General features: G+C 72.9%; 19 protein-coding genes and 2 pseudogenes. 8 read left to right on the plus strand and 13 right to left on the minus strand.

Annotated elements, in window-relative coordinates:
- The first annotated feature begins 50 nt into the window (after positions 1-50).
- The 3 genes from treY to ACFWBD_RS20240 all read left to right on the plus strand — a co-directional run bounded on the left by treY (position 51) and on the right by ACFWBD_RS20240 (position 5100).
- Positions 51-2402: a malto-oligosyltrehalose synthase gene (gene treY / locus ACFWBD_RS20230; protein WP_385668276.1), complete on the plus strand. Its 2352-nt coding sequence runs from the start codon at positions 51-53 to the stop codon at positions 2400-2402.
- 373 nt (positions 2403-2775) lie between these two features.
- Positions 2776-3717, plus strand: coding sequence for a nitroreductase/quinone reductase family protein (locus tag ACFWBD_RS20235; RefSeq protein ID WP_385668278.1), 942 nt, complete (start codon positions 2776-2778; stop codon positions 3715-3717).
- Between the two features lie 132 nt (positions 3718-3849).
- Positions 3850-5100 (plus strand): M14 family zinc carboxypeptidase, encoded by a 1251-nt coding sequence (locus ACFWBD_RS20240; protein WP_385668280.1) that lies wholly within the window; start codon positions 3850-3852, stop codon positions 5098-5100.
- A 79-nt stretch (positions 5101-5179) separates the two neighbouring features.
- On the opposite strand, the gene ACFWBD_RS20245 is transcribed toward ACFWBD_RS20240, so the two are convergent.
- From ACFWBD_RS20245 to ACFWBD_RS20255, 3 genes are all read right to left on the minus strand, one after another.
- Positions 5180-5635, minus strand: coding sequence for an SSI family serine proteinase inhibitor (locus ACFWBD_RS20245; RefSeq protein ID WP_385668282.1), 456 nt, complete (start codon positions 5633-5635; stop codon positions 5180-5182).
- A complete protein-coding gene (locus ACFWBD_RS20250; protein ID WP_385668284.1) occupies positions 5632-6960 on the minus strand; it encodes a M14 family zinc carboxypeptidase in 1329 nt (442 codons plus the stop codon). The genes ACFWBD_RS20245 and ACFWBD_RS20250 overlap by 4 nt, the downstream gene beginning before the upstream one ends.
- Before the next feature lie 279 nt (positions 6961-7239).
- Positions 7240-7791 carry an FHA domain-containing protein gene (locus ACFWBD_RS20255; protein ID WP_385668286.1) on the minus strand — a complete coding sequence of 184 codons (552 nt, stop codon included), beginning with the start codon at positions 7789-7791 and terminating at the stop codon, positions 7240-7242.
- Positions 7792-7956: 165 nt separating this feature from the next.
- On the opposite strand from ACFWBD_RS20255, the gene treZ reads away from it, so the two are divergent.
- The gene (gene treZ, locus ACFWBD_RS20260) at positions 7957-9702 is read left to right on the plus strand and encodes a malto-oligosyltrehalose trehalohydrolase (protein WP_385668288.1); all 1746 of its coding nucleotides are present in this window, start codon (positions 7957-7959) and stop codon (positions 9700-9702) included.
- Between the two features lie 74 nt (positions 9703-9776).
- Here treZ and ACFWBD_RS20265 read toward each other — a convergent pair whose 3' ends face one another.
- The 5 genes and pseudogenes from ACFWBD_RS20265 to ACFWBD_RS20285 all read right to left on the minus strand — a co-directional run bounded on the left by ACFWBD_RS20265 (position 9777) and on the right by ACFWBD_RS20285 (position 14427).
- Positions 9777-10748, minus strand: coding sequence for an aminoglycoside phosphotransferase family protein (locus ACFWBD_RS20265; protein ID WP_385668291.1), 972 nt, complete (start codon positions 10746-10748; stop codon positions 9777-9779).
- A gap of 49 nt (positions 10749-10797) precedes the next feature.
- Positions 10798-11919, minus strand: a complete 1122-nt coding sequence (locus ACFWBD_RS20270; RefSeq protein ID WP_385668293.1) for a M24 family metallopeptidase — start codon at positions 11917-11919, stop codon at positions 10798-10800.
- Between the two features lie 143 nt (positions 11920-12062).
- Positions 12063-12699 (minus strand): annotated as a pseudogene (locus ACFWBD_RS20275) (LysE family translocator).
- A 110-nt stretch (positions 12700-12809) separates the two neighbouring features.
- On the minus strand, positions 12810-13454 hold the full coding sequence (locus ACFWBD_RS20280; RefSeq protein ID WP_385668295.1) for a PDZ domain-containing protein: 645 nt from the start codon (positions 13452-13454) through the stop codon (positions 12810-12812).
- Positions 13455-13561: 107 nt separating this feature from the next.
- A pseudogene (locus ACFWBD_RS20285) lies at positions 13562-14427 on the minus strand (LysR family transcriptional regulator).
- A gap of 94 nt (positions 14428-14521) precedes the next feature.
- Here ACFWBD_RS20285 and ACFWBD_RS20290 point away from each other — a divergent pair.
- Positions 14522-15253 carry a hypothetical protein gene (locus ACFWBD_RS20290; RefSeq protein ID WP_385668297.1) on the plus strand — a complete coding sequence of 244 codons (732 nt, stop codon included), beginning with the start codon at positions 14522-14524 and terminating at the stop codon, positions 15251-15253.
- On the opposite strand, the gene cyc2 is transcribed toward ACFWBD_RS20290, so the two are convergent.
- The 4 genes from cyc2 to ACFWBD_RS20310 form a co-directional block, all read right to left on the minus strand.
- Positions 15244-17430, minus strand: a complete 2187-nt coding sequence (cyc2, locus tag ACFWBD_RS20295; protein ID WP_385668299.1) for a germacradienol/geosmin synthase Cyc2 — start codon at positions 17428-17430, stop codon at positions 15244-15246. The two genes, ACFWBD_RS20290 and cyc2, sit on opposite strands and share 10 nt — an antisense overlap.
- A gap of 105 nt (positions 17431-17535) precedes the next feature.
- A complete protein-coding gene (locus tag ACFWBD_RS20300) occupies positions 17536-18768 on the minus strand; it encodes a damage-control phosphatase ARMT1 family protein (protein WP_385668301.1) in 1233 nt (410 codons plus the stop codon).
- A gap of 172 nt (positions 18769-18940) precedes the next feature.
- On the minus strand, positions 18941-19591 hold the full coding sequence (locus ACFWBD_RS20305) for a ScbR family autoregulator-binding transcription factor (protein ID WP_385668303.1): 651 nt from the start codon (positions 19589-19591) through the stop codon (positions 18941-18943).
- Positions 19592-20156: 565 nt separating this feature from the next.
- Positions 20157-21965, minus strand: coding sequence for a S8 family serine peptidase (locus ACFWBD_RS20310; RefSeq protein ID WP_385668305.1), 1809 nt, complete (start codon positions 21963-21965; stop codon positions 20157-20159).
- Between the two features lie 380 nt (positions 21966-22345).
- On the opposite strand from ACFWBD_RS20310, the gene ACFWBD_RS20315 reads away from it, so the two are divergent.
- The gene (locus ACFWBD_RS20315) at positions 22346-23281 is read left to right on the plus strand and encodes a lytic polysaccharide monooxygenase (RefSeq protein WP_385668307.1); all 936 of its coding nucleotides are present in this window, start codon (positions 22346-22348) and stop codon (positions 23279-23281) included.
- A 75-nt stretch (positions 23282-23356) separates the two neighbouring features.
- Here the strand turns inward: ACFWBD_RS20315 and ACFWBD_RS20320 are convergent, their stop codons facing one another.
- Positions 23357-23992 carry a Tat pathway signal sequence domain protein gene (locus tag ACFWBD_RS20320; RefSeq protein ID WP_385668355.1) on the minus strand — a complete coding sequence of 212 codons (636 nt, stop codon included), beginning with the start codon at positions 23990-23992 and terminating at the stop codon, positions 23357-23359.
- A gap of 684 nt (positions 23993-24676) precedes the next feature.
- Between ACFWBD_RS20320 and ACFWBD_RS20325 the strand changes: the two genes are divergently transcribed.
- Entirely contained in the window at positions 24677-25342 is a 666-nt protein-coding gene (locus tag ACFWBD_RS20325) for a DUF6230 family protein (RefSeq protein WP_385668309.1), read from the plus strand.
- Positions 25342-25803 (plus strand): DUF6114 domain-containing protein, encoded by a 462-nt coding sequence (locus ACFWBD_RS20330; protein ID WP_385668311.1) that lies wholly within the window; start codon positions 25342-25344, stop codon positions 25801-25803. The genes ACFWBD_RS20325 and ACFWBD_RS20330 overlap by 1 nt, the downstream gene beginning before the upstream one ends.
- Positions 25804-25935: the final 132 nt, after the last annotated feature.

Raw genomic sequence — 25935 nt, forward strand, 5'->3', positions numbered from 1 at the left:
CCGGAGGGGGGTGTGACACGAAACGCCGCGGGACGGGTACGTAGGTGGTCATGACCCCTGAGCGACGTGACGCCTCCGTTCCCGTGCCGCCCACGGCGACCTACCGGTTGCAGCTCCAGCCCGAGTTCCCGTTCCGGGCGGCGACGGCGGCCGTGCCGTACCTGGCCTCGCTCGGCGTCTCGCATCTGCACCTGTCCCCCGTCCTGGAGGCCGTACCGGGCTCCCCGCACGGCTACGACGTCGTGGATCCCACGCGCGTGCGTGCGGAGCTGGGCGGCGAGGAGGGGCTGCGGGCGCTGGGGCGCACCGCGCGGGAGCACGGGCTCGGGCTGGTGGTGGACATCGTGCCGAACCACATGGCGATGGCCCCGCGTCACAACCACGCCCTGTGGGAGGTGCTGCGGGAGGGGCCGAAGTCGCCGTACGCGCGCTGGTTCGACATCGACTGGGAGGCGCAGGGCGGCCAGGTGCTGCTCCCGGTGCTCGGCGGCCCCGTCGGGACGGAGCTGGCGCACCTGCGGGTGGACGGCGACGTACTGCGCTACTACGACCACGTCCTCCCGCTGCGCGAGGGCACCGAGGGGCTGCCGCTGCCGCGGCTGCTGGACGCCCAGTGGTACCGGCCGGTGTGGTGGCGGCTGGCCCGCACCGAGCTGAACTACCGGCGCTTCTTCAGCATCTCCGAGCTCATCGGGGTGCGGGTGGAGGACCCGGAGGTGTTCGAGGCCACCCACGGCACGATCCTGCGGCTGCTGCGCGAGGGCGTCGTCGACGGGCTGCGCGTGGACCACCCCGACGGCCTCGCCGACCCCGACGCCTACCTGGAGCGGCTGCACACGGCGAGCGGCGGCCGCTGGACGGTCGTCGAGAAGATCCTGGCCGACGGGGAGCGGCTGCCGGACTCCTGGCCCGTGGCGGGCACCACCGGCTACGACGCCCTGCGCCACGTCGACGGCCTCTTCACGGACCCGGAGGGGGCCGGAGAGCTGCTGGCCCGCTACCGGCACTTCGCGGCCCCCCGGACGGACCGGGGCGGCGACTGGGCGGCGACGGTACGGCGGGCGGCGTACGGGGTGCTCACCCACGAACTGGCGGCCGAGACGGACCGGCTGACGCGGGCGGCGGTCCGGGTGTGCGCCGCGTCGGGCGACCCCGCGCTGCGCGACCGGGCCCCCTGGGCGCTGCGGACGGCGCTGGTGGAGCTGCTCGTACGCCTGGAGGTCTACCGGCCGTACACCTCGGGCGACCCGGCCGCCGTCGTCACCGAGGAGGCGGCCGCTCAGGCACGGCGGGCGTTCGTCGTGGCGGAGGAGGCGGGCGCCGTCGACGTGGTGCGGGGACTGGTGCTCGGCGGGGAGGGACCGTCGGGGGCGGACTTCCGGGCGCGGTTCGCGCAGACGGCGTCCGCCCTGCGCGCCAAGTCGGTGGAGGACACGGCGTTCTACCGGTACGTGCCGCTGTCGGCGGCGAACGAGGTGGGCGGCGACCCGGGCGCCCCGGGAGTGTCCCCGGCCGGCTTCCACGCCTATTGCGCGCGCGTGCAGCGCGACTGGCCGGCCTCCGGGACGGTCGTGTCGACGCACGACACCAAGCGCAGCGCCGACGTGCGCGCCGCGCTCGCCGTGCTCACCGAGTGCCCGAGGCGCTGGGCGGACCTCCTGGCGGAGGTCACCCGCGAGGAGGAGGGCGTACCGGACGGGCAGTTGGCGTGGGCGGCCTGGCAGACGGTGTTCGGACTCGGCCCGGCGGCCCCGGAGCGCGTCCAGGAGACGCTGCTCAAGCACGCGCGCGAGGCGGGACTGTACACGAGCTGGACGGAGCAGGAGCCGGCGTACGAGGAGGCGGTGGCCGCGTTCGTGGCGGCGGGGCCGTGCGGGGCGCCGGGTGAGCGGGTGGCCGCGCTGCGCGGCGCGCTGGAGCCGTACATCCGTGCGAACGTGCTCGGTACGGCGCTGGTGCATCTGACGATGCCCGGGGTGCCGGACGTCTACCAGGGCACGGAGAGCGAGTACCGGGCGCTGGTGGACCCGGACAACCGGCGCCCGGTGCGGTTCCCGCCGGAGGATCCCGGCGTCAAGGGCACGCTCACCGCCGCCGCGCTGCGGCTGCGCCGGCGGCGGCCGGAGGTCTTCGGGGACTCCGCGTCGTACGAGCCGTTGCCCGCCGAGGGAGCGGCCGCGGCCCACTGTCTGGCGTTCGCGCGCTCGGGCCGGGTGGTGACGGCCGTGACGCGGCTGTCGCTGCGGCTGGCGCAGGCGGGCGGCTGGCGCGGGACCCGGCTGGCGCTGCCCCCGGGGACGTGGGTCGACGTCCTGGCTCCCGAGCGGGAGTTCACGGGCCACGCGCGCGTGGCGGAACTGTTCGAGCAGGTGCCGGTGGCGCTGCTGGAGCGGGCGGAGTGAGGCCGCGGGGGTGATCGGGGGCGTTGCTCCACAGCGTTGGTCTCCGGCGTTGACAGGTGACGGTCGGGTGCATGTAATGGAGGCGGTGTCGTGTGACGCCGGTCAATGAGCAGTGGGCCGGCCGGCGGTCGGGCGAACACCCTTTCCTCGAGGGACACGCCATGAGTTCACACTCCGCGCCCCGCAGCTGACGCAGCGCTCACGCAGGTCGGCTTCGCCCTTCCTCCGCGCGCTCGCGCTTCTTCCGTGCGCTTCCTCCTTCGCGCTTCCTCTTTGGCGCTTGCCTTCACCTTTCCCGGCACCCCCCGTGTGCCCCGCCCTGCGCTGCGTGCCGTGCGCACGCTCGCCGTGACCTCCGGAGAGACCCACCCGTATGCCCACGTCGTTCAATGAATCCGTCATCGAGCAGTTCCGCGCAGGCGGCGGGAAGGCCGGCGGCCCCTTCGAAGGGGGAGACCTGCTCCTGCTGACGACCACCGGCGCCAGGTCGGGGACCGAGCGGACCACTCCGCTCGGCTACGTCCGCCACGGCGACTCGCTCCTGGTCGTCGGGTCCAACCTCGGCGCCCCGAACCACCCCCACTGGTACCGCAACCTGCTCGCCCATCCCGTGGTGCGGGTGGAGCTCGGCACCGAGACGTTCCAGGCCCTCGCGGTGCCCGCCGAGGGAGCCCGGCGCGAGGAACTCTTCGAGCACGCCGTACGGGCCGCTCCGGGATACGGCGACCACCAGGCCCGCACCGCCCGTCCCCTGCCGGTCGTCGTGCTGGAGCCGGCCGAGCCCGACGGCTGGGAGGGCCCCCTCGAGGTCCGCACCCTCGCCGACAAGATCATGGAGGTGCACACCTGGCTGCGGGGCCAGTTGCGTCAGGTGGCGGCGCAGGCCGACGCCCACTTCGCCGCCCGTGCGGCCCACCAGGGACCCGGGGAGCCGCCCGCTCCGGGCCTCGGGCTGCAGATCCGGCAGCGCTGCCTGGCGTTCTGTCAGGCGCTGCGGTTCCACCACGTCAGCGAGGACGCGCATGTGTTCCCCACGATGGCCCGCCACCACCCCGACCTGGCCGGCACCTTCGCCCGGCTCACCGAGGAACATCGCAAGGTCGCACGTATCCAGGACGAACTGGTGACCCTGCTGGCGGGCGTCGCCATCGCCGACCCCGAGCGCTTCCATACCGAACTGGGTTCGATGTCGCGGGAGTTGAACGCCCACCTCGACTTCGAGGAGGAGACGATCGTTCCTCTCCTCGCTCAGGTTCCCTGGCCCCCGGCCCCGCCCGCGAGGTCTGCCGGAGCCGGGAGGGGGCACAAGGAGTGAGGACGGAACGGTCGTACCCTCCGCCGGCGCACGCATCCGAGCGCCCCCTGGAGCCTCCCCCCAGGCGTTCTTGACAGTTCCCAGAGAGCATGGGGTACTGCGGATGCGAAGGCCGGGCGGACGAATACGGGGGTGAGTCTCCTGCCGGAGCTGCGCTACCCCACGGTGGCCGAACTGACTTCTTCCGTCCGGGTGCTGGCCGCTCACCAGCCCGGGATGTGCGCGCTGCGCCAGGTGGGCGTCTCCCGTGCGGGCCGGCCCCTGCACCTGCTGTCCGTGGGACACGCCCGGCGGGCCGTGCTCGTCGTCGCGGGCGCCCACGCCAACGAGCCGACCGGCGGCTCGACGCTGCTGGCACTCGCCGAACGGGTCGTACAGGAGCGGGAGTTGCGGGACGGAACGTCCTGGCACTTCCTGCTGTGCGCGGACCCGGACGGGGCGAGCCTGCATGTGACCCCGGCGCCGCGCAGCCTGCTGGAGTACCACCTCGGCTTCTTCCGGCCCGCCGGTCCGGAACAGCCGGAGTGGTCCCCCGCCGTGCTGCCGCCGGACCGGCTGCCTCCCGAGACACGCGCGCTGACCCGGGTCATCGACGAGCTGCGGCCCTACCTCCAGGTGACGCTGCACGGCACCGATCTGGGCGGCAGCTGGGTGCAGCTGACCAAGGACATCCCGGGTCTCGCCGAGCCCTTCGTCAAGTCCGCGGCCCAGTTGCACATCCCGGTGGAGACGGGCGCCTCCGACGCGGCGGGCTGGCCCGCCTCCGGGCCCGGCGTGCACGTGATGCCGGCCGCCGGGACGGAGGCGGCGTACCCGAGCATGCCGGACGACGCACGGCACAGCACCTGGTACCACGCCCATCGCTACGGCGGTCTGACCGCGGTGGTGGAGGTGCCGATGTGGGCGAGCGACATGGTGGACGACCCCGCCCCGCATCCCGCCCCGGCCGCGGCGATACGGCGGCTGGCGCAGCGGCTGCTGCGGGACACCACGGAGGTGGAGCGGGTGCTCGTCGAGGCGCTGCCGCGGCTGGAGGGCGTCGACGGGCCCCTGCTGCGGGCGGCGAAGTGGGCGCTGGAGCTGGTGCCGGGGCTGGCCGCGGACTGGACGGACACCCCGCCGGCCGACACGACGATGGCGTACGTCGGCAGCGTGGACGCCTTCGCCCGCCGGCTGCCCCTGCGGGCGGCCGCGATGCTGTGGCGGGTGCTCCAGGAGAGCGACGACCACGCCGCCCCGCGCCTGGAACAGCTCGTCGAGACCTGGAGCGACGCCTTCGCCTATCGCTTCCGGGCCCGCTGGGTGCCCTTGGAGCACCAGGTCGAGCACCAGTCCCGGACGGTCGTCGCGGCGGCCCTGCACGCGCGCGAACGGGCGGCATGACGGGCGGCGGGGCAGGCGGCATGGCAGGCGGAGCGGTGGCTGCGGGCACGCGCGGGTGCCCGCAGCCGTCCTGGCCGGGTCAGACCTCGGGCACCTCCTGGTCGTCCAGGGCGAACACCGCTCCGGTCAGCGCCTCCCGCTCGCAGTCGTTGCCGAAGGTGTGCTCGTAGTCGACCGGGCGCCCGTTCCACTGCCCCTGCGCGCGGACCGTCACCGGCGCGTACACGAGCGGGCAGATGCGGCTGCCGTCCGACGTGAGGGCGCCGACGTCCCCGTCGGCCTTCGCCAGGACGTCGCAGGCCTCCGCGGCGCGGGCGTGACCCTGGGGCGGGTCGCACAGCAGCAGGGTGCCTCGGGTGTCGCTGGAGCGGGCGTCGCCGCGGGTGACGGTGAGCTGGAGCCAGTTGCCGGGAAGGGCGTCGTGGGAGGCCGCCAGGGCCGGGGCGGCGCCGGCGGCGAGAAGGAGGGCGGCCGCGGCCGGGAGCGCGCGCCGTACGGCTTTCGCCGACCGGAGACAGGTGAGGAAGTACGTCATTCCCGATGCATCGGCACGGCCGGCTGTGTACCCCAGTCCGACTCACCCGAACGGGCACCCGCGGGCTCGGCGGCGCGGCGGCCGGCCAGCTCGAACGCGGCGAACACGACCCGCGCCTGGTACTCCGCCTGGCGCGCGACGGGAATCCAGCGCGCCCCGCACTCCTCCTGGTACCCGGCGCACCACGCGTCGATGAGCCCGTCCAGCTCCGGCAGCGCGCCGGCGGGATCACGTCCGGCGCCGATGACGAGCTGGTGCAGCAGACCCGCCGTGCGGACGGCGATCCGGCGGCCGGCGATGCGCAGCGCGGTCAGATGGGCGGTGCTGAGCGAGGGCAGCGGGCGGGCGGGGTCGGCGGTGGCGGGGTCCCAGGCGTCCGCGAGACCGGGGCAGACCAGTAAATAGTCGTCGACCGGGGCGAGCAGACGGGCCGCGTCGGGGGTGCCGGCGAGGTGGGGCCGCACCCGCGCGAGGATACGTTCCAGCAACCGCGCGTCATGGCGCAGGGCAGAGCTCACGGCACGCAGTACCGCGTCCCGGTCGGCGGGCGGGGAGCCGTCCTCGACGGCGGCGACGCCCCACATCGGCGCCTCGACGACCGCGGTCACCGTGCCGTGCCGGTGCGGGTGGTACCAGGTCGACTCGACGGCGGCCTCGGTGATCGCGGCGGCCAGATCACGCGGGCGCGGGGGCGGGATCCGGTAGACGGCGGGTTCCAGACGCGGCCAGTACAGGGTGTCGTAGGGGCCGAGTTCGCGGGGGATGCCGAGACGGGCGGCGGCGTGGGCGACGCGCCGGGAGAGTCCGGGGAGGTCGCGGGTGAGTTCCACGAAGGCGCCGCCGACGTCGACGCCGTGCAGCGAGCACTGGAAGAAGGGTTTCAGTTCGTCCTGCAGACGGAGCAGCGCACGGGTCTCCGGCAGCGCGGCGGCGGCAGCGCCCTCGGGCAGCCACTCGGGCTGCTCCAGGAAGCCGGGCCGGAAGAAGTTACGGAAGTAGCGGCCGAGGCTGTAGGGGCCGGTCAGCCACCCCTCGTTGCGGCGCAGGCCGTCGGGGTCGAGGCAGAGCAGCAGGTTCCAGGTGGCGTCGGCGCCGACGGTGAGCCGCGGGTCGGCGAGGACGCGTTCGGCCAGCCGCAGGACGGTGGCGCCGCCGACGGGCTCGTTGGCGTGCGGTCCGGCGACGACGAGGGCCTGGCGGGCGCCCCGGCCGACGGACAGCAGCCACAGCGGCGAGCCCGCGCGCGAGACGCCGACGCGGCGCAGCCGGACGTCCCCGGAACCACGGACGGCGAGCGCGGCCGCGCGGGCCGCGAGTTCGTCCACGGTCGGGTAGCGGAGGAGGGGCGGCAGGGCACACCTCCCACAAGGCGGCGCCGTCGGTTCACCTGGCGTGTCCGGTGTACGCACAGTGAGTCATGGGCCGGGGGTACGTCAACACCGCGGTACGCGTGCGGACCTGAGCGGACGGTGACCACTCGTGCGAGCCCGGAGGCCCCGTCGGCCCGCCGGGGCGCCACGGTTCGACGGGCCGCAAGCGGCCCGACGGGCCGAGCGAGCCCGACGGGGCGGCGGACGGGGCCGGTCCGGGGCCGGTTCCGTGGGTCAGTTCGTCGAGAGGCGGAAGGCCATCCGGCCGAAGGCGACCTGGTCGCCCTCGCGGACCACGGCCGCGCCGATGACACGACGTCCGTTGACCGTGGTGCCGTTGGTGGAGCCGAGGTCGCGCAGCACCCACATCCCGCCCTGGCGGCTGAGTTCGGCGTGCACGCGCGAGACGCTCTCGTGGGTCAGCCTGAGGCCGCTCGCGGGATCGCGGCCGATCCGCAGCGCGCTCTCGGTGCCGGGGTGCGGCAGCAGCAGCTTGGGCAGCCGCTCGGCCTGCCAGGCCCTGCGCAGCCGGACGGTGAAGCCGGAGACCGCCTCGACGGTACCGAAGACCGCCCGTGAGAGGCGGTTCTCCCGGGGCAGGTCGGCGGTGAGGACGGCCAGCTCGTCGGAGCGGCGCGCGACAAGAGCGAGCTCCATGCGCCGGATGAACGTGTCGTGCGACAGTCGCCCCATGGCGACGCCGTCACGCAGCACCTTCAGCGCCCGGTCGCGCTCCACGTCGGACAGCCGCGCGGGGTACGTGTTGAACTCGAAGGACGACGTCACGGTGGTGATTGTCGGTCAGCGGGCCCCGGGTGTCCAGAAGACGCGAGAACGCCCGGCACGCGCGCGTGCCGCCAATGGGAGTGTTCCAAAAGCGGATTGATCGCGGGTGGAGCACGATGGACGCGACGGGCTACATCACGGTGAGCAGACGAAGGGGAACCGTCCGTGCAGTTCGAGGTGTGGGCACCGCAGGCCGAACGTGTGACGCTCCAGTGCGACGGCGTCACCCGCGCGTTGGCGCGCGATCAGGAGCGGGCGGGGTGGTGGACGACAGAGGCCGACGCCGTCGACGGCACGCGGTACGGGTTCGCGGTGGACGACGGACCCGTCCGCCCCGATCCCCGCTCGCGCCGTCAGCCGGACGGCCCGGACGGGCTGAGCGCGGTCGTCGACCAGGCCCGCTACGAGTGGCGTACCCGGTGGTCCGGCCGCCCGCTGCCGGGCGCGGTCCTCTACGAGCTGCACGTGGGCACGTACACCCCCGAGGGGACGCTGGACGCGGCCGCGGAGCGCCTGGACCACCTCGCCGAACTCGGCGTCACCCACGTCGAGTTGATGCCGTTGTGCGCGTTCCCCGGCCGGCACGGCTGGGGATACGACGGGGTGTCGCCGTGGGCGGTGCACGAGCCGTACGGCGGTCCCGAGGCGCTGAAGCGGTTCGTCGACCGGGCCCACGCGCTCGGCCTGGGCGTCGTCCTGGACGTGGTGCACAACCACCTGGGCCCGTCCGGCAACCACCTGCCCGAGTTCGGCCCGTACTTCACGCGGACCCACCACACGCCGTGGGGCGCCGCCATCAATCTGGACGCGCCCGGCTCGGACGAGGTACGCGCCTATCTGCTGGGCAGCGCGCTGGCCTGGCTGCGCGACTACCGGCTCGACGGGCTGCGGCTGGACGCGGTGCACGCGCTGGCGGACACGCGCGCGTGCCACTTCCTTGAGGAGCTGTCGGCGGCGGTGGACGCCCTCGCCGCGGAGACCGGCCGGCCGCTGCTCCTGGTCGCCGAGTCCGACCTGAACGACCCGCGGCTGATCACGCCCCGCCGGGCGGGCGGTCTGGGCCTGCACGCGCAGTGGAACGACGACTTCCACCACGCCCTGCACACCGCGCTCACCGGCGAGTCCCAGGGCTACTACGCCGACTTCGCGCGCGCCCCGTTCGCCGCGCTCGCCAAGACCCTCACCGGCGGCTTCTTCCACGACGGCACGTACTCCGGCTTCCGTGGCCGGCGTCACGGCCGCCCGCTGGACCGCACCCGCCTGCCCGCGCACCGGCTCCTCGGGTACGGCCAGACCCACGACCAGGTCGGCAACCGCGCCCAGGGCGACCGCCTCTCGGCGTCCCTCTCCCCCGGCCTGCTGGCCTGCGCGGCCGCGTTGACCCTGACCGCGCCGTTCACGCCGATGCTCTTCATGGGCGAGGAGTGGGCGGCGGGCACACCCTGGCAGTACTTCACCGACCACACCGACCCGGAGCTCGCGGAGGCCGTACGGCGGGGCAGGCGGCGGGAGTTCGCGGCGCACGGCTGGGCCGAGGAGGACGTGCCCGACCCGCAGGACCCGGCGACGCGCGAGCGCTCGTGCCTGGACTGGTCGGAGCCGGAACGCGAGCCCCACGCGCGCGTGCTGGCCTGGTACCGCGAGCTGATCGCGCTGCGGCACGCGACCGCGGACCTCACCGATCCGGATCTGGCCGACATCAAGGTCGCCTACGACACGGAGGCCCGCTGGCTGGCGTTCCGGCGCGGCGACGTCCGGGTGGCCGTCAACCTCGGCAAGGAGCCGGCCGCGATCCCCCTGGGCCCGCGTCCGGCCCGCGTACTCGTCAGCTGGGACCCGGTGGACGTACCGGGCCTGGACGGGCTGCTGCACGTGCCCGGCGAGTCGTGCGTGGTGCTGCGGCAGGACTGAGGAACCCCGGCGCGGGGGCAGAGGGCGGCTGCGCGGTCTCCGTCGCCCGGCCCCGTCCCCCCTGTCCCCTTCCCTCAGCCCTCCTCGTCGGCCGCGCCGCCCTCCCCCTCCTCGCGGAACTCCGTCACCCGCTCCAGCAGGATCGCCTCCCACGCGCGTCCCAGCCGGACCCGTGGGAGGGTGAGCGCTTCGGCGTCCCGTGGGCCGGTGGTACGGCCGTCGAGGCGTTCCGCGAGGCGGACGACGGTGTCGCAGCGGGCCAGCCACAGGCCGCGCAGGCAGGGGCGGGCTCCGTAACCGGCGAGGGTGGCGGCCCGGACGGCGGCGCCGGAACCGACGGCGAGAGCGAGCCCGGCGACGTCCTCGGCGGGATCCCCGAGGACCGCGCCGGTCCAGTCGAGGACACCGCGCACCCGGCCGTCGGCGCTCACCACGAGGTGCTCGCCCCACAGTGCGTGGTGGACGAGGACGGCGGTGCCCGGCTGGGCGGCCAGCTGGGCCGCGCCGGGCGAGGTGAGCTGGTGGAGGCGGGCCGGGTCGAACTCGTCGGCGCGGGCGAGACGTGCGGCGGCGGCCACGGCCATCCGGCGCAGCGCCTCCAGGGAGCGCGGGGCGGTGCGCGGCACGCCGAGCGCCTCGGCCTGCCGGGGCGGCACCTCGCGCAGCCCGCGGAGCAGTCCGGCGAGGTCGGCCTCGCCGACGGCCGACACGTCGTGCTCCTCGGCGGTGCCGCCGGGCAGCTTGGTGTCGAGGGTGTACACCAGGCCGGGCGACCACTCGCCGTGCGCGACGCTGGTGGGCACGGCGACCGGGAGGTGCGGGCGGACGAGGTCGCGCAGCCGCAGTTCGCGGCGGCGGCGCAGGGTCGTCTCACGGTCGGTCGCGAGGCGCAGCACGTGGCGGGTGCCGACCCACCAGGTGGAGGGCGTGCCGCCCTCGACGACGGGCCGTACCTCCGGTCCGGAGCCGCTCGCGCCGCCCTCGTCGAGGAGCGCGCGGACCAGTCGGCGGACGGTGTCCGCGGTGGGTGTCGGTGCCTGGGTCATGGTCGCGCCGTCGCCGTTCGGGTGGGATGCCGGGACTCCTGGAGGTGGGTCAGTCCACTATGACCAGCTCGCGGGTGGTGTCGTTGAGACGGCGGCCGCCGTCCTCGGTGACGGTGACGATGTCCTCGATGCGTACGCCGAACCGGCCCGGCAGGTACACCCCGGGCTCCACGGAGAAGCACATGCCGGGCACGAGGGGCCGCTCCTCGCCCTCGATCATGTACGGCGGCTCGTGGGTGGTGACGCCGATGCCGTGGCCGGTGCGGTGGACGAAGTACTCGCCGTAGCCGGCGGCGGCGATGACCGCGCGGGCGGCCCGGTCGACCTCCTGGCAGGCGACGCCCGGCCGGACCGCATTGAACCCCGCCTCCTGGGCCTCGCGCACGAGGTCGTGGACCCGGCGCTCCTCGTCGGTGGGTTCGCCGACGTGCACGGTGCGGGAGGTGTCGGAGCCGTAGCCGTCCTTGAGGCCGCCGAAGTCCAGGACGACCATGTCGCCGTGTTCGATGACCCGGTCGCCGGCCTCGTGGTGCGGGTTGGCGCCGTTGGGCCCCGAGGCGACGATGGTGAAGTCGACCTGGGAGTGCCCGAACCGGCGCAGCAGGCCGGCGAGGTCGGCGCCGACCTCGCTCTCCCGGCGCCCGCCGAAGGGAACCTTCCGGATCTCCTCGAACGCCCGGTCCGCGGCCGCTCCCGCGGCCGCCATCAGCTCCAGCTCCGCCGCGTCCTTGACGGCGCGCAGCATCGGCAGGGCGTCGGTGAGCGAGGCGTAGGAGGTCGCGGGCAGGGCCTTCTGGAGGCCCAGCAGGTGCATCGCCCAGGCGTTGTCGCTGATCCCGAACCGGCCGCCCGTGTCGAGGAGGGCGGCGGTGGCGGCGTAGGGGTCCTTGCCGTCGGTCCAGTCCCGCAGGGTGAGCGCCGGGGCGCCGGCCGCCTTCGCGGCGTCGGGGGCCTCCAGCGTCGGCACGACGAGGACGGGGGCGTGGCCGGGGGCGAGGACGAGCAGGGTGAGCCGTTCGGTGGCGGCGGTGGGCGCGTAGCCGGTGAGCCATACGAGGTCGGGTCCGGGCGCCACGAGCAGTCCGGCGAGTCCGGCGTCGGCGGCCTCGCGCGCGGCCCGCTCCATGCGGGCCCGGTAGTCGTCGGCGGTGAAGGACGCGGTGCCGGTCATCCGGGCCTCCCAGAAAGGACGTGGCGACTGACGTGTGACGGACGTGGTGCAGCGGACGTGATGGCCACGGGCAGCATCCTGCCCGTACGGCGGGGGTCGCGCGAGCCGGTCGACACGGGTTTCGGGCGGGTGACCGGCCCGGGTCAGCCGTCCAGGGCCATGCGCGGGCCGAGCAGCGGCCAGACACCGCCGAAGACCCGCTCCAGGCGGCGGCGTGCCCCGGCCCGGGACAGGACGGCCTTCATCCGGCCGACGAACCACACGCAGAGGCTGTAGTAGCCGACCGCGTAGACCGCCCGGAGGACGGCGAGCCCCACCAGGGCCGGCAGGTGCGGGGCGCCCTCCGGCACGAACTGCGGCAGGAAGGACGGGGCGAAGACGGCCGCCTTCGGATTGGCGAGGTTCGGCAGCAGTCCGCCCCGGCAGGAGGCCCAGCCGCTCTGCTCGGCGCCCTCCCTGCCACCGTCGCCCTGCGCGCCCGCGCCGGCCTCCTCGGTCCGGCGGGAGCGCCGCAGCGCCTGGACGCCGAACCAGACCAGCACGCCGGCGCCGACGACGCGCAGCACGTCGTCGGCGCCTGGGAGGCGGTCAGCAGGGCCGTCAGGCCGAACGCGGCGACGACGCCCCGGACGAACACACCGGTCTCTCGTTGCCGAGCACCGTCAGGAAGCCCGCGCGACGGCCGCGCAGCGACTGCTTGACGATGAGCACGGCGCTCGGCCCGGGTGAGGCGGCGACGAGGGTGCAGGCGCCCAGAAAGACCGGGAGGGAGGTCAGCATGGCGCTCATGGTGACGTGGCGGCGCCCGCCCTGACCAGTGGTCCGCCCGGCGGTGGCGACGGCCGGGCGTCGGCGGCCGGGCGGTACGGGCGACCGCGTCGAGCCCCCGCTCATGTGACGATGCCGGGGATCACCGTCAGCCTCCCGTATCCGCCGCCTCGATGACGCACCGTCAGTCCGACCCCTTTGCCGGGGTGAGCCTCGTCGACCGCCCGGGCGAGGTCCGTCGCCGAGTCGATCCTGGTGCCGCCGAACCTCAGCAGGACGTCACCGCGGACCAGGCCCGCCGTGTAGCCGGGACCGGGGATGTGGACGGCGACGATCTCGGCGCCCGCCTTCTCCGCGTCCACGGCCTCCAGGCCCAGGGTGGCGTCCGGTGCGCGCCGCGACGCGGCGGCCGGCCCGGTCGTACCGCCCGGCGCGGCCGGGCTCGGCCGGCCCCGGGCGGACGCGGCGCCCGGTGGGTCCGGCACGCCCGGCCCCGCCTGCCGCTGGAGCTCGGCCAGTCTGCTCATGCCGATCACCGTCGCCCCGACGGTGCCGAGTCCGACGCCGGACAGGACCAGGACGGCGGCTGCGAACAGGCCGAACAGCAGGGTCGTCAGCCGCCGGCCGCGGCGGCGCGCGGCGTGCGGGCGCCGGCCCTGGCCGCCCGGCCCGGCACCGCCGCCGGGCCCGGCACCGCCGCCGGGCTCGGAACCGCCGCCGGGCTCGGAACCGGGCATGGGCTTGGGTCGCAACGCTGTCTGTTCCATGGATCGCCTCCGGCTGGTGCTCTACCCGGCGCACCGGCGCACCACGAGCCACGAACGAGTGAGACTGACCCAGGGTCAGGAGCGGTATGAGTCGGCCGCGGCGCGGGTCACGGGCGGGTGGACAGCGTCTCCACCAGCTTCCGCGCCGCACCCGACGGCGCACCCGCGTACACGAGTTCGACCCGGTGCACGACCCGGGGCCCGGCGACCGGGACGGCGGCCGTGCCCGGGACATCGGCCGCCACCGCGCGGGGCAGCAGGGTGAGGCCGTGGCCGGCGGCCACCAGGGCGGTCAGGACGCGGAGGTCGGTGCCGTCGTAGCGCAGGGCCGGACGGAAGCCGTGGCCGCCGTTCGCGGCCCGCAGCTGGGGCAGCGGCAGCCCGGCGTCGGGGGCGTCCAGCCAGCGTGCGTCGGCGAGGTCGCCGAGGCGCAGCCCGCTGCGCCGGGCCAGCGGGTGGCCGGCGGGCAGCAGGACGCGGACCGGCTCCTCGCCGACGCCGTACGTGGTCAGCGGCGCGACGTCGGGCAGCCGGAGCGGGTCGCTGGGCGCGGCCAGCCCGTCGACGAGGCCCACGTCGGCCGTGCCCTCGGCGACCGCGGCGCAGCGGCGTCGCGGCCGAGCACCCGCAGCGTCACACCGGCGGGCGGGAGCGCGGCGAGGGCGGCCGGGCCGAGGGCGGCAGGCGAACCGGCCAGGGTCAGCCCGTGCGAGGGCGCCGAGGCGATCCGGACGACGTCCGCGCGGGCCGCGTCCAGACGCAGCAGCAGCGGTCCCGCGTGTTCGAGCAGCCGCTCGCCCACGGTGGTGGGGAGGACGGGCCGGCGGGTGAGCAGCGGCGCGCCGAGGTCCTGTTCGAGGGCCGCGATGTGCTGGGAGACGGCGGACTGGGTGTAGCCGAGTTCCCGGGCGGCTTCGGAGAACGAGGCGAGGCGTGCGACGGTGACGTAGGTGCGCAGCAGATGCGGATCCATGCGCCCAGGGTCGCAGGCGGCATCAGTTCTGCTTATCGAGGGTGCATGAATCATCGTTGGACGTGAAGTCCGGGCCGCCCCCAGGATGGGCGGCATGACCGACACCACCGCTCATATCGCCAAGGTCGCCCTGGTCGGCGACCGCTCCCCGAACGTCGTCTCGCACACCCGCGTCCCGCTCCTGATGGACGCTCTCGCCGCCCGGGACCGGCTCGTCCTGGACGCCTACTGGATCCCCTCCGAGGAGGCGGAGGCCGAGGGCGCGGTGCGTGGATTCGACGCGGTGTGGGTGGTGCCGGGCAGCCCTTACCACAGCGAGGCGGGCGTCCTGTCCGCGATCCGCACGGCGCGCGAGGAGGGCATCCCGTTCCTCGGCACCTGCGGCGGCTTCCAGCACGCCCTCCTGGAGTACGCCCGCAACGTCTGCGGACTGTCGCGAGCGGCGCACGCCGAGAACGACCCCGAGGCGGACGACCTGCTCATCGAGCCCCTGGCCTGTTCGCTCGTGGGCCACGAGGGCGTCGTGACGATCGAGCCGGGGTCGCTCGCCCAGTCCGTGATCGGCTCGGAGCGCACGGTCGAGCGCTACTTCTGCGCGTACGGCCCCTCCCGCCACCTCGACACCCTGCGCGCCCACGGCCTGCGTTTCTCCGGCCACGACGAGGGCGGCCAGGTCCGGATCGCCGAGCTGCCGGGCCATCCCTTCTTCCTGGCCTCCCTCTTCCAGCCGGAGCTGTCCGGCGACGGCTCGCGCCCGCACCCGGTCGTCCGGGCACTGGCGCGAGCCGCGGTCGAGCACGCCTCCCGCAAGGAGCGTCAGCCGTAGGAGAGCGCGGAGACCGACAGCTGTGACAGGGGCACCGGCGGCACGGAGTCCGGCAGGAAGCCATGGGTGCGGCGGGCCAGGTACGCGGACTTGTAGCGGTCGACCTCGCGGTGCCAGTGCAGGATGCCGGCCAGCCAGTTCTGAAGGTCGGCGACGTAGTGCCCCATAGCCTCGCGCGCCTCGGGCGAGAGGTCGAAGTCGTCGTAGAGGACCGGCAGTTCGTGCGCGACGACATGCTCGAACTGCTGCATGCGCTGGGTCATCAGGTCATGGACGATGCCGAGCGCGGTCGGGTAGTCACAGCCGAAGAAGTTCTGCACGACGAGGATCGCGTTGTGCATCTCGCCCTCGTACTCGATCTCCTTCTGGTACGAGAAGACGTCGTTGGTGAGGCACGCGTAGTCCACGGCGGCGTTCTCCAGCGAGCGGACGACACCGCTGCGGTAGACCTCCGGCGGGACGGCCGGGCCCTGGCCCATGCGGCACAGGCTCAGCGTGAGGTCGGAGCCGAAGGTGGCGCGGCGCATCTCCAGGTAGTCGACCGGGTCGGGGACACGGTTCTGAAGCTGGTTGGACAGCTCCCACACCCAGCTCTCGGTCATGACGTCGACCGCGTCGCGCAGGGTGCGCCGCTGGTCGGGGGTCATGTCCGCGGTGGTGCGCGCCCACAGGTCGATCAGACCGCGCTCCATGCCGTTGACGGGGACGACGGGCGCCTCCTCGCCGTCGACGGGCATACAGGCGGACAGCCGGGCCGTGGTCAGGCGGGCGGCGGCCAGATCGCGACGGATGCCGAAGACGAGCGGGTAGTAGTCGTCGCCGTAGGTGCCCCAGGCGAGCCACGCGGCGCTGAGGTCGAGTGCCTCCGCGGTGGCGTCCGGGTCGAGGCCGGCCGAGCACAACGGGAGGTCGTAGGCGGCGAGTTTGTCCTCGTCCCAGACGCCCTCCTCCAGCATGCCCATCCGGTGCATCCAGGCCGTCAGACGCGGGCGGCACGCCTCCAGGTGCGGGCTCAACTCCACCTGGAAGGGCATGTGGAAGTCGGGCAGCAGTGACGGGCCGACCTTCTGGTGCGGCACGTGCGCGTACGCACGCAGGCGTTCGGCGGCGGCCGAGGCGAGCAGCGCGCCGACGTCGGCGGCACAGGTGCCGGGGCCGGTCAGCTTCTGCCAGGGCGCCTCGGAGGTGGCGCCCTTGTTCATGTAGCGGCTGGAGCGCATGTGCCATTCATGGCCGCCGGACTGCCAGTCCTGCAGGCCCTTGGTGTAGGCGGCGACCGCGAGGACCTCGTCGGGTGTGAGGCCCTTCTCCAGGGCCACCGCGGGCACTTCGGTGAACGCGGTGTGCTCGAACTGGTGGAGGCGGGAGGTGAGGATGTCGTTGACGGTGTCGGCGGCCTCCTGGGTCGTGCAGCCGAAGAACGTCTCCAGGACGAGCACGCCGTTGCTGTTCTCGCCCTCGTCCTCCACCTCGCGCTGGTAGGAGAACAGGTCGTTGCGCAGGTGCACGGCGTCGGAGAAGGTCTCCATCAGCACCCTGAGCGGCCTCGACCCGGCGACGGCGGCCGGGACCTCGGCGGTCGCGTACTCCACGAGCCCCGCCGACCAGGGCGCTCCGCCCACCTTGCGCCGCATCTCGACGTACTCGACGGGGTTGGCGATCCGCCCCTCGTTGATGTTGGACAGCTCCCACATCGACTCGTTGAGCAGGTGTTCGGTCGCCACGGCGAAGCGGCGTCGCCAGTCCTGCGACATGTCCGGCACCGTGCGCGCCCACAGGTCGGCGAGACCCGCCTCCACCGGGTTCCGCGCCTCGGGCACGGGCGTCGACAGGTCCAGCGGCATGAACAGCGGCAGCCGGTCCAGGTGCGCCTTGCCCGCGGCCCGGTCCGGGGTGCGCTTGAACATGTCGAGGAAGTGATCGTCGAAGAAGAACACCCACACGTACCAGTCGGTGATCAGCGACAGCGCGGGACCGTCGCAGTCGGGGTGGGTGTAGGCGCAGAGCAGGCCGTAGTCGTGCGCCTCCAGGTCGGCCTGATCCCAGATCCCGGACCCCTCCAGCATGCCCATGTCGCGCGCCCACTGCGTCGAGTGGGTCCGCGCCTCCTCGACGTGCGGGTTCAGGCGCGCGGGGTGCGGCATGTAGAAGTGCGGGAGTTCGAACGGTTGCGTCATGGCCGGGCCCTACCCGGGGGTCCGCGCGGCCATCCGCGGGGCGACACATGATCACACCATCGCGTGAATCGGGCGGGAAACCGTGTCTCGGTCACCCTGTGGACTTCACGCCCGTACCTGGATCAGCGCGTGCGTTCCCCCGGTACGCCAGCGCTGCCCCTCGGCGGCGACCAGGGCGGCCTCGGTCCCGGCGTCCAGACCGGTGATCACGTCGGACTTCAGGGTGCGCAGGGCCGCGACCGGGCCGGGGAAGCAGGCGGTGACGTCGGCGAACGGGGTGGTCGGGTCCCACCGGCTGTCGCCCACCAGACGACGGTAGTTGAGGTCGCCCTTCACGATCGTCAGGGAGGCCGCCGCGAACTCGGCCCGCAGGTCGTCCGGCATCGCGGCGTAGGGCAGCGGGGCGGCGGAGAACGGATGGGCGCGCACCGTGAGGGTGCCGTCGGCCATGGCCGCCCAGAGCCGCCGCCCGTGATCGCCGGCCGATCCTCGCGCGGCCGTCAGCTTCCTGAGCGCGTCGACTACATCGGCCGTGGTGGCGTCGGAGACGTAGTAGGGGTACGGCTTGACGTGCAGGACGACGCGGCCGCACCGCCCGTGCGCGAGCAGATGGGCGGCCAGAAGGAGATCGGGGATCAGCTCCCGTCCCGCGTTGTCGGCGACCAGACACAGGGTGCCGGCGCCTGCGCCGATGCCCCTACCGGTGCTGGAACCGTTTTCCGTACCTGCGTCCTCGGACGTGTCCGGCAGCAGCGACCACAGCCTCTCGCTGTCGTCGGCGACCAACCCCGTCACGGCGGCCCTCCTCTCCGCCTCGACGTCGGACAGCCGGAAGCCGAGATCGGCGCGGTTGCCCCAGAGGGACCCGTGCAGGAGCGCGCGGGCCCGCTCGTCGACGGGGCGGCCCTCGAGGGTGTCGAGCGCGGCCAACTCCTCGTCGGTCTCCGGCGCGTCGAGCTCGGCGAGTTTGAAGGGGCGGAACGGGTCGATGCCCTGCCAGGGCCCGGGCCCGAAGTAACCCACGGCGTCGAGGAGTTGACGGTAGAAGTAACTCTCCGACCACAGCCAGGGCACGTCGAACCAGGATCGGCCGGCGTACGCGTCGAGACCCCAGCCCCGCCACCGTTCCCGGTCGGGCGCGGTGGCGGAAAGCGGTTCGATCGCACCCTTGGCGCAGCTGTCGAGCAGCGCGTCCAGCCTCCGGTGAATGCCGGGACCGTACGGAAACGCCTCCCGCACCTGCTGGATGATCGCCGGATGCCGTTCGGCCAGGACGCTGTGGGGGAACGATCCTGGCTCGTCGCCGAGGATCACGGGCGGCGCGGGGGTGTCGGACATGCGGCTCACCGTATCCCGGGGGCACACCGCTAGGGCCGACCGTCACCGCGCCACGACCACGCGCCCCGACCCCCTCACCTCAAACGCCGAGCGCGAAGAACCAAGGACTCAGAGTTACGGGCCACGGGCCACGGGCCACGGGCCACGGCCACGGAACAATGCCCCGCGCCCCTCACACCACCGCCATGATCTCCCGCTCCAGCCGTGCCGCGAGGGTGAGATAGCGCGGTCGGCGCGGTACCGGTACCAGGCCGCGGATGAGGACGTGCCACATCTCGGCCATCCGTCGGGGCAGCCGGCCGGCGGGTTCACGGGAGCGGCCGACGACTCGGGTGCCGACGAAGAAGCAGACCAGGGAGTGCGCCACGACGTCGACGTCGACGTCCGGATGGAGGTCGGACTCCTTGAGCGCACCGCCGAGCCGCCGGGAGATCAGGTCCAGCAGCTCCACGAAGGGATGCGGCAAGGGCGGTCGGACCGCCACGCCCCCCGTGGCGAGCCGCAGGCCGGCCCGGGTGATCGGCCCCTCGACCGACAGCCGGGTCAGGGCGAACGTCAGGCGCATCAGGGCTTCGAGGGAGGCGTAGCCCCGGTCGTCGATCTCACCGGCGATCCGGCGTGAGGCCGAGGACTGCAACTCCATGATGGCGTGGGCCAGATCCTCCTTCGCCGCGAAGTGGAAGTAGAGGGCGCCCTTGGTGACATGGGCGTGCGCGACGATGTCACTGAGGCTTGTCGACTCGTAGCCGTGCCGGTCGAACAGGTCGGCGGCGGCCGTGATGATCGTCGTGCGGGTCTGTTCGGCGCGTAACTGCCTCGCCATCGACTGGTACTCTCCCGGGCCGGTAACGAACGGGTCATGCCGTTTTTTCTTACCCACCGTACACAATAGCTCACGGTACGACTGTATTGGCCATGGGAGTGAGGACCGCCGACGACCCCTGCACCCACGCGACTTGTGCGCCGCCGCTGGCCTGCTACCTGAAGCCTCCCACAGAGAACGTACCGGGGGCATAATCGAGACGTAATCAAAAGAGACGGGGTGCGCGGTTTCCGCTTGTGAGCACCTGAAGGACAGGATGCCGGAACACTCGATCGACACGTGTAACCGCATACCGAGGTTCCCACGGCACCCTGCGGAGCACACCTTTCGGGCGGCGTTCATGTGCGAGGCGACCGGTTTGTTTCCCGGGGAAACGGCTGGAAACACACAGGCAACTCGTTGCCCCTGAACGGCACTTGCCGATGCCCCCGGAGCCCACGGCCTCCCACGCTCTCCCATGGCCTCGTCGGAAAACAGACAGAAACAGACAGAGAGCGGGCCGGCCGGTGTCCATCCACACCGGCCGGCCCGCCCGTTCGTCGCGCGCGGGGAGAAACGCGTTTCCTCAGAAGGTCAACTGCCAGCTGTTGAGCTTGCCGGTGTCCTGCGCGGCCGTGTCCTGGACGCGCAGCTTCCAGGTGCCGTTGGCGGTCTCACCGGAAGCGTTCACCGAGTAGGTGGTGCTGACGTTGTCGGCGGAGTCCGAGGAACTCGCCGCCTTCAGCCGGTAGGCGGTGCCGTCGGGCGCGACAAGGTCGATCACCAGGTCGCCGCGGTAGGTGTGGGTGATGTCGACGCCGACCTGAAGGGCGGTCGGGGCGTTGCCCGTACGGCCGCTGACGGCGATCGAGGACTCGACGGCGGAACCGTTGTCCGGGATCGAGACCGCGGTCGAGCTGGAGAAGGTGGTGCCCCCCGTGGAGCCGCCGGAGCCGCTCACCGCCTGCACCGTCCTGGCCGCGTCCGCCAGACCCGCGCCGCAGCCACCGGAGCAGGCGCCGGGCAGGGCACGGGCGTTGTTCTTGACGGCCGTCTCGATCTGCGCGGGGCTCAGCGCCGGGTTCGCCGACTTGACCAGCGCGACCAGGCCCGCGATGTGCGGGGTGGCCATGCTGGTGCCCTGGTAGTAGGCGTACGACTCGCTCGACGGCGTCTTGGTCCCGGAGTTCAGGGTGGACAGGATGCCGTTCGCGGTGCCGGTGCTGGTCTGGCCGCCGGGCGCCGAGATGTCCACGAAGGAACCGTAGTTGGAGTAGGAGGCCTTGGCGCCGGTGCGGTTGGTCGCCGCGACCGAGATGACGTTGTCGCAGTTGCCCGGCGAGTGGTTCGCCACGTTGTCGCTCTCGTTGCCGGCGGCCACCACGACGGTCGTACCCCGGTTCACGGCGGCGGTGATCGCGCTCTGGGTCGCCGAGGTGCAGGCCCCGTCGCCGCCCAGGCTCATGTTGATGACCTTGGCGACGTTGGAGTTGGCGGGAACACCGGAAACGGTACCGCCGGACGCCCAGGTGATCGCGTCGATGATGTCCGAGTCGTAACCGCCGCACTTGCCGAGCACCCGGACCGGGGAGATCTTCGCGCCGTACGCGATGCCCGCGACACCCTTGTTGTTGTTCGTGACGGCGGCGATGGTGCCGGCCACGTGGGTGCCGTGCCAGGAGGAGTTGCCGGCCGGGGTGCCGGAGCCGCACTCGTTCGCGGCGTAGTAGTCGCCCGGGTCGGCCGGGTTGCTGTCGCGGCCGTCGCCGTCCACGGAGACCGCGGTGTCGGCGATGAAGTCGTAGCCGCCGACGATGTTCGCGGCGAGGTCGGTGTGCGCGGCGTAACCGGTGTCGATGACGGCGACGGTGACACCGGTGCCCGTCGAAGTCGCCCAGGCGCCCGGCACGTTCATACCGGCGGTGGACTCGAAGAGGTCCCACTGCTTGGTGTACTCGGTGTCGTTCGGGTCGGCCTTCGGCTTGTTCAGCCGGTCCGGGACGACATAGGCGACCTGCGGGTCCGCCCGGTACCGGGCGACGACGTCGGCGACATCCGCCTTCGTGAGGTCGTCACCCAGGTCGACCAGGGCGGCGCCGGTGCCGAGACGGCGCTGGAAGTCGACGTCCTCGCCCGCCTGCTCGCCCTTGGCGGTGGCGTCGGCCTCGGCGGCCGGGTTCGAGCCGGCCTCGGCGGCACCGGGCTTGTAGCCGACGATGAGACGCTCGGCCGGGGTGCCGGGCGCGGCCTCGGTCTGCGCGGCGGGGACGGCGGGGCCCTGGGAAACGGTTTCCTGGGCGGCGACGGCCGAGGCGGTCGACGCGGCGGTGAGCAGGGCCGCGGAGGCCGCGGCGACGGATATCAGCTTCCGTCGCAAGGCGGGTGAGGTGCGCAAGGGCGTGCCTTTCGTAACCGACTCCGGACAGGGCGGAGCGGCGGTCGATTCGCTTCGGCGGGGAAGCGGCGGGGGGTGTATCGAAGAGCAGCGCGAAAGGCCGGCCAGGCGCGGGAGCCGACCCCGTCGGGGTTACCTGTGGGTCGACTGTGCAGGAACGATAGGCAAAGGATCAGTCATCCGGATACAGGGGAAACCCTCGATCAGGCCAAAAACCCACCCTCGACGACCACAATCGGCCGGCGAACGCCCGATTTGATCGTGTCCGTGCGGCTCGACAGCCATCGGGCGACGGAGCGAACTCGCCGGACTGAACGCGCCGGGCCGGATTCCCGTACTCACAGCAGACCGTTCCCGCGCAGGCCGAGGAGACGTCCCCGATGCCCCGCACCACCGCACAACGCACCGCAGCCCTGGCGGCAGCCGCCGTGAGTCCGCTCCTGCTGGGCCTGTGGGCCGCCGGACCGGCCCAGGCGCACGGCGCCCCCACGAATCCGGTCAGCCGGGTGTTCGCCTGCTCCCCCGAAGGCGGAGCCGACGCGAGGACCGCCGCCTGCCGGGCGGCCGTCGACGCCAACGGCACCTCTTTCGCCGCGTGGGACAACCTGCGGGTGGCGAACGTGAACGGCCGTGACCGGCAGACCATTCCCGACGGGGAGTTGTGCAGCGGCGGCCTGCCCGCCTACAAGGGACTCGACCTCGCCCGCGCCGACTGGCCGTCGACCCGGCTCACCCCGGGCGGGACGCTGCGCATGACGTACGCCTCGACGATCGCGCACACCGGCACCTTCAAGTTGTATCTGACGAAGCCGGGGTACGACCCGTCGAAGCCGCTCACCTGGTCCGATCTGCCGGCGAGTCCGTTCGCCGAGGTCAAGGACCCGGCGCTGACGAACGACGCCTACCACCTCACGGCGAAGCTGCCCGCCGACCGGACGGGACGTCAGATGCTCTACACGATCTGGCAGAACAGCAGCACGCCGGACACGTACTACTCGTGCTCGGACGTGGTGTTCCCGGAAGCGGTTTCACAAAGCAAGCCGGAGAGCAGCCCGACGACGAAGGCGCCCGCTTCGGCCACGCCCGTGGCGTCCGCGAGCACGACGCCCAGCTCACCGTCCGCCGCTCCGTCGGTGTCGACCGCGTCCGATGCCGCACCCGACCGCGCCGCCGCGGCCGGCCCGGAGAGCACCCCGGTGGCGTCCACCACCGGGACCGGCTCCGGGCCGTCCGCGCCGATGATGGCGGGCGGCGCCGCGGCGGTGTTGGTGCTCACCGGCGGCGCCGCCCTCGTCGTGCGCCTGCGGCGGCGCTGAACTCCGTCGGCACGGGCTTCAGTCGTGCGTCGGCCGATCAGTCGCGCAGACGGTCTTCCTTGGCGGCGACGGTGTTCAGTTGACGGTGACGGCCGCGCCCGCGTCGGTCACCGGGGCGTACTTCGCCGTGAAGTAACCGTTGGCGAAGCAGAGCGACGAGCCGGACGACTTGGTGAACTGCTGGCTGGTGAAGGTGATGCTGTTGTCGGCGTTGCTCGCCGCGCCGGTCAGGCTGGGCGCCTGGTAGACGCAGTTGATGCTGCCCAGCAGGGTGCGCAGCACGACCGTGGTCTGGATGGTGGAGCCGCTCGGCGGAGTCACCGTGACGGTGCCGCCGGAGGCCACGCTCGTGGTGTAGGACAGGTTGTTGACCGTGATGCTGGTGACGCCGAGCACGCCGATGACGTTCGCGGTGCAGTTGCTGAAGGTGTGCGCGGTGAGTGACTCGGTGGCGGTGCCGGGCGCGGTGGGGTTGCCGGTGACGGTGGCGCTGAACGCGGACGTGGCACAGGAGACGCCGCTGGTGCCGGTCGCGCTGGAGTACAGCGTGGCGGCCGTGCCACTGGCGAGCGAGGCGTTGAGGACGTCACCGACGGCGACGTCGCCGTTGGCGGTCGTCAGCACCGCGCCGGCCGCGGAGGCCGGGGTGACGGCGGTGAGCGAGAGGGCGGCGACAGTACCTGCGAGGGCGAGGAGGGAGCGGGTGCGCAGCATGCGGGTGCCTCTTTCTCAAGTGGGGCTTCATTGGGGGGATTGGTCGGTGGGGGTGTGAACCGGCGCGTCGCTTGTCGCAACAGGGGGGGACGCTGATCGGCGTCCGCCGTCGCCGGCCCGTGACGCCTTCTCCGTACGTGACGGACCGGCAACGGCGGCCGGCCGGTGACCGGCCGGAGGCACTGGCGAGTGACTCCGGCCGGGCCGGGCGGGGAGGGGCGACCGGTCGCGGCCCGCGGGGGGAAGCGGCCGTACCGGTGCCGTGAAGGGATCGAGCTCGGGACCGAGTGGCCCGTACTGGCTGAAAAGCGTCCGGGAGCGCGGCGATGTCGCCGCGCTGCGGATCCGGCGCCACGGATCCCGGCTGAGCCAGGGAGAGTTCTAGACCTGATGGTCTGTCAACGTCAAGGCTCTGAAACAAAGTTGATGGTGTAACAGATATATGCGGAAGCCCGTCGGGGCATGCGGCCGCAGGCGGCACATAATGAACACTCTTTTTCCACATCTCCCTTGACCGGGTGGTGTAACCATCGGTAACTTCCTGGACGGCTACTGCTGCGTAACCAGAAAGCCCTTGCGGTTTCCGGGAGTTGCAAGGAGGCGTGCGCGGCAGCCGCTGTCCGCGCCAGGACAACGTGCCACTGAAGCCCAACCCGCATGACTAAGCGCATGGGAGCAGACATGGCCTCGTCCCCGGACGTCACTTCGTCCGCCGACAACACCCCCGAGAACCCTGAAAGCGGTTCCACAGCGAGACGCGGCAGGGTCCGGCTGCGCCGGGCCGCCGTCATGGCGGTGCCCGCCACCTTCGTCGCCGCGGGGCTCGCGGTCCTCACCGCACAGGGCGCCCTGGGTGTGCAGTTCGCGATCTCCGGTATGCCGTTCGTGGTCACCGCCGACAGGCTCGACGGTGAGGGCTTCGCGCAGTTCGGCGGTCTGGACAACATGATCGAGAACAGCCCCAACCAGGGCGACACCGGCGGCCAGGTCCTGGTCGTCACCTCGGTCGTGAAGAACGGCAAGATCACCAACATGTGCCAGAGCGTCGACCTCGGCGGCATCCAGCTCATCCTCAGGGCCGGCGGCGGATCCACGCCGGTGAGCGTGAAGAACCTGGCCATCGACTCCGACGAGATCTCGGGCGACGCCGAGTTCAACAACATCGAGATCGGCCGCGACTCCAGCACCTTCGACAAGGTCCCGATCCAGGGCCCCGCGGGTGTCTACGGCCAGCAGGCGGACACGGTCGTCATCAATCACCTGTACCAGCACAACTACGCGGCCACCGCGGCCGTCTTCAAGCTCCCCGGACTGAAGATGAGCTTCTCCAGCGAGGGCTGCAAGTAATGACCTTCACCCAGTGGCGGGACCGCTTCCGCGGGTGGAGAGGCCACCGGCCCTTCGCGGGCGGCGTGCTGCTCGTCCTGGGCGGCGCCGAGATCCTGGTGACCATGAAGGCACCGCTCCCGGTGATCCTCCATGTGGGTATGCAGGGCCTGGCGGGTTACCTCCTGCCCACCCTGATGGTGCTCTGCGGTCTGCTGATCATCTTCAACCCGACCCAGCGGCTGTTCTACTCGATCATCGCCATCCTGCTCTCCCTGGGCACCTGGCTCACCTCCAACATCGGCGGCTTCGTCATCGGCCTCCTGATGGGTGCCGTGGGCAGCAGCCTGTCCTTCGGCTGGCTGCCCGACCAGGAGCCGCGCCCGAGCCGCCGGCAGCGGCGCAAGGAGACGCGGACGGAACGGGCGGCCGATTCGCTCCGGCAGGACGGTCCACTGCCCGGAGCGGGAAAGACCGCCTGACACGCGGGCATTCGCGGACCTGACGCGCGGCCGTGACTCACGGCCGTACGTCACTTCACCGGCGGGGCCGGGACGACCTGCGCACAGCGGGCCGCTCCCGGCCCCGCCGGTTTCGTCACCCCGCCACCGCAC

Origin of the sequence: Streptomyces sp. NPDC060002 (assembly GCF_042737245.1) — a bacterium.
Taxonomy (GTDB): Bacteria; Actinomycetota; Actinomycetes; order Streptomycetales; family Streptomycetaceae; genus Streptomyces.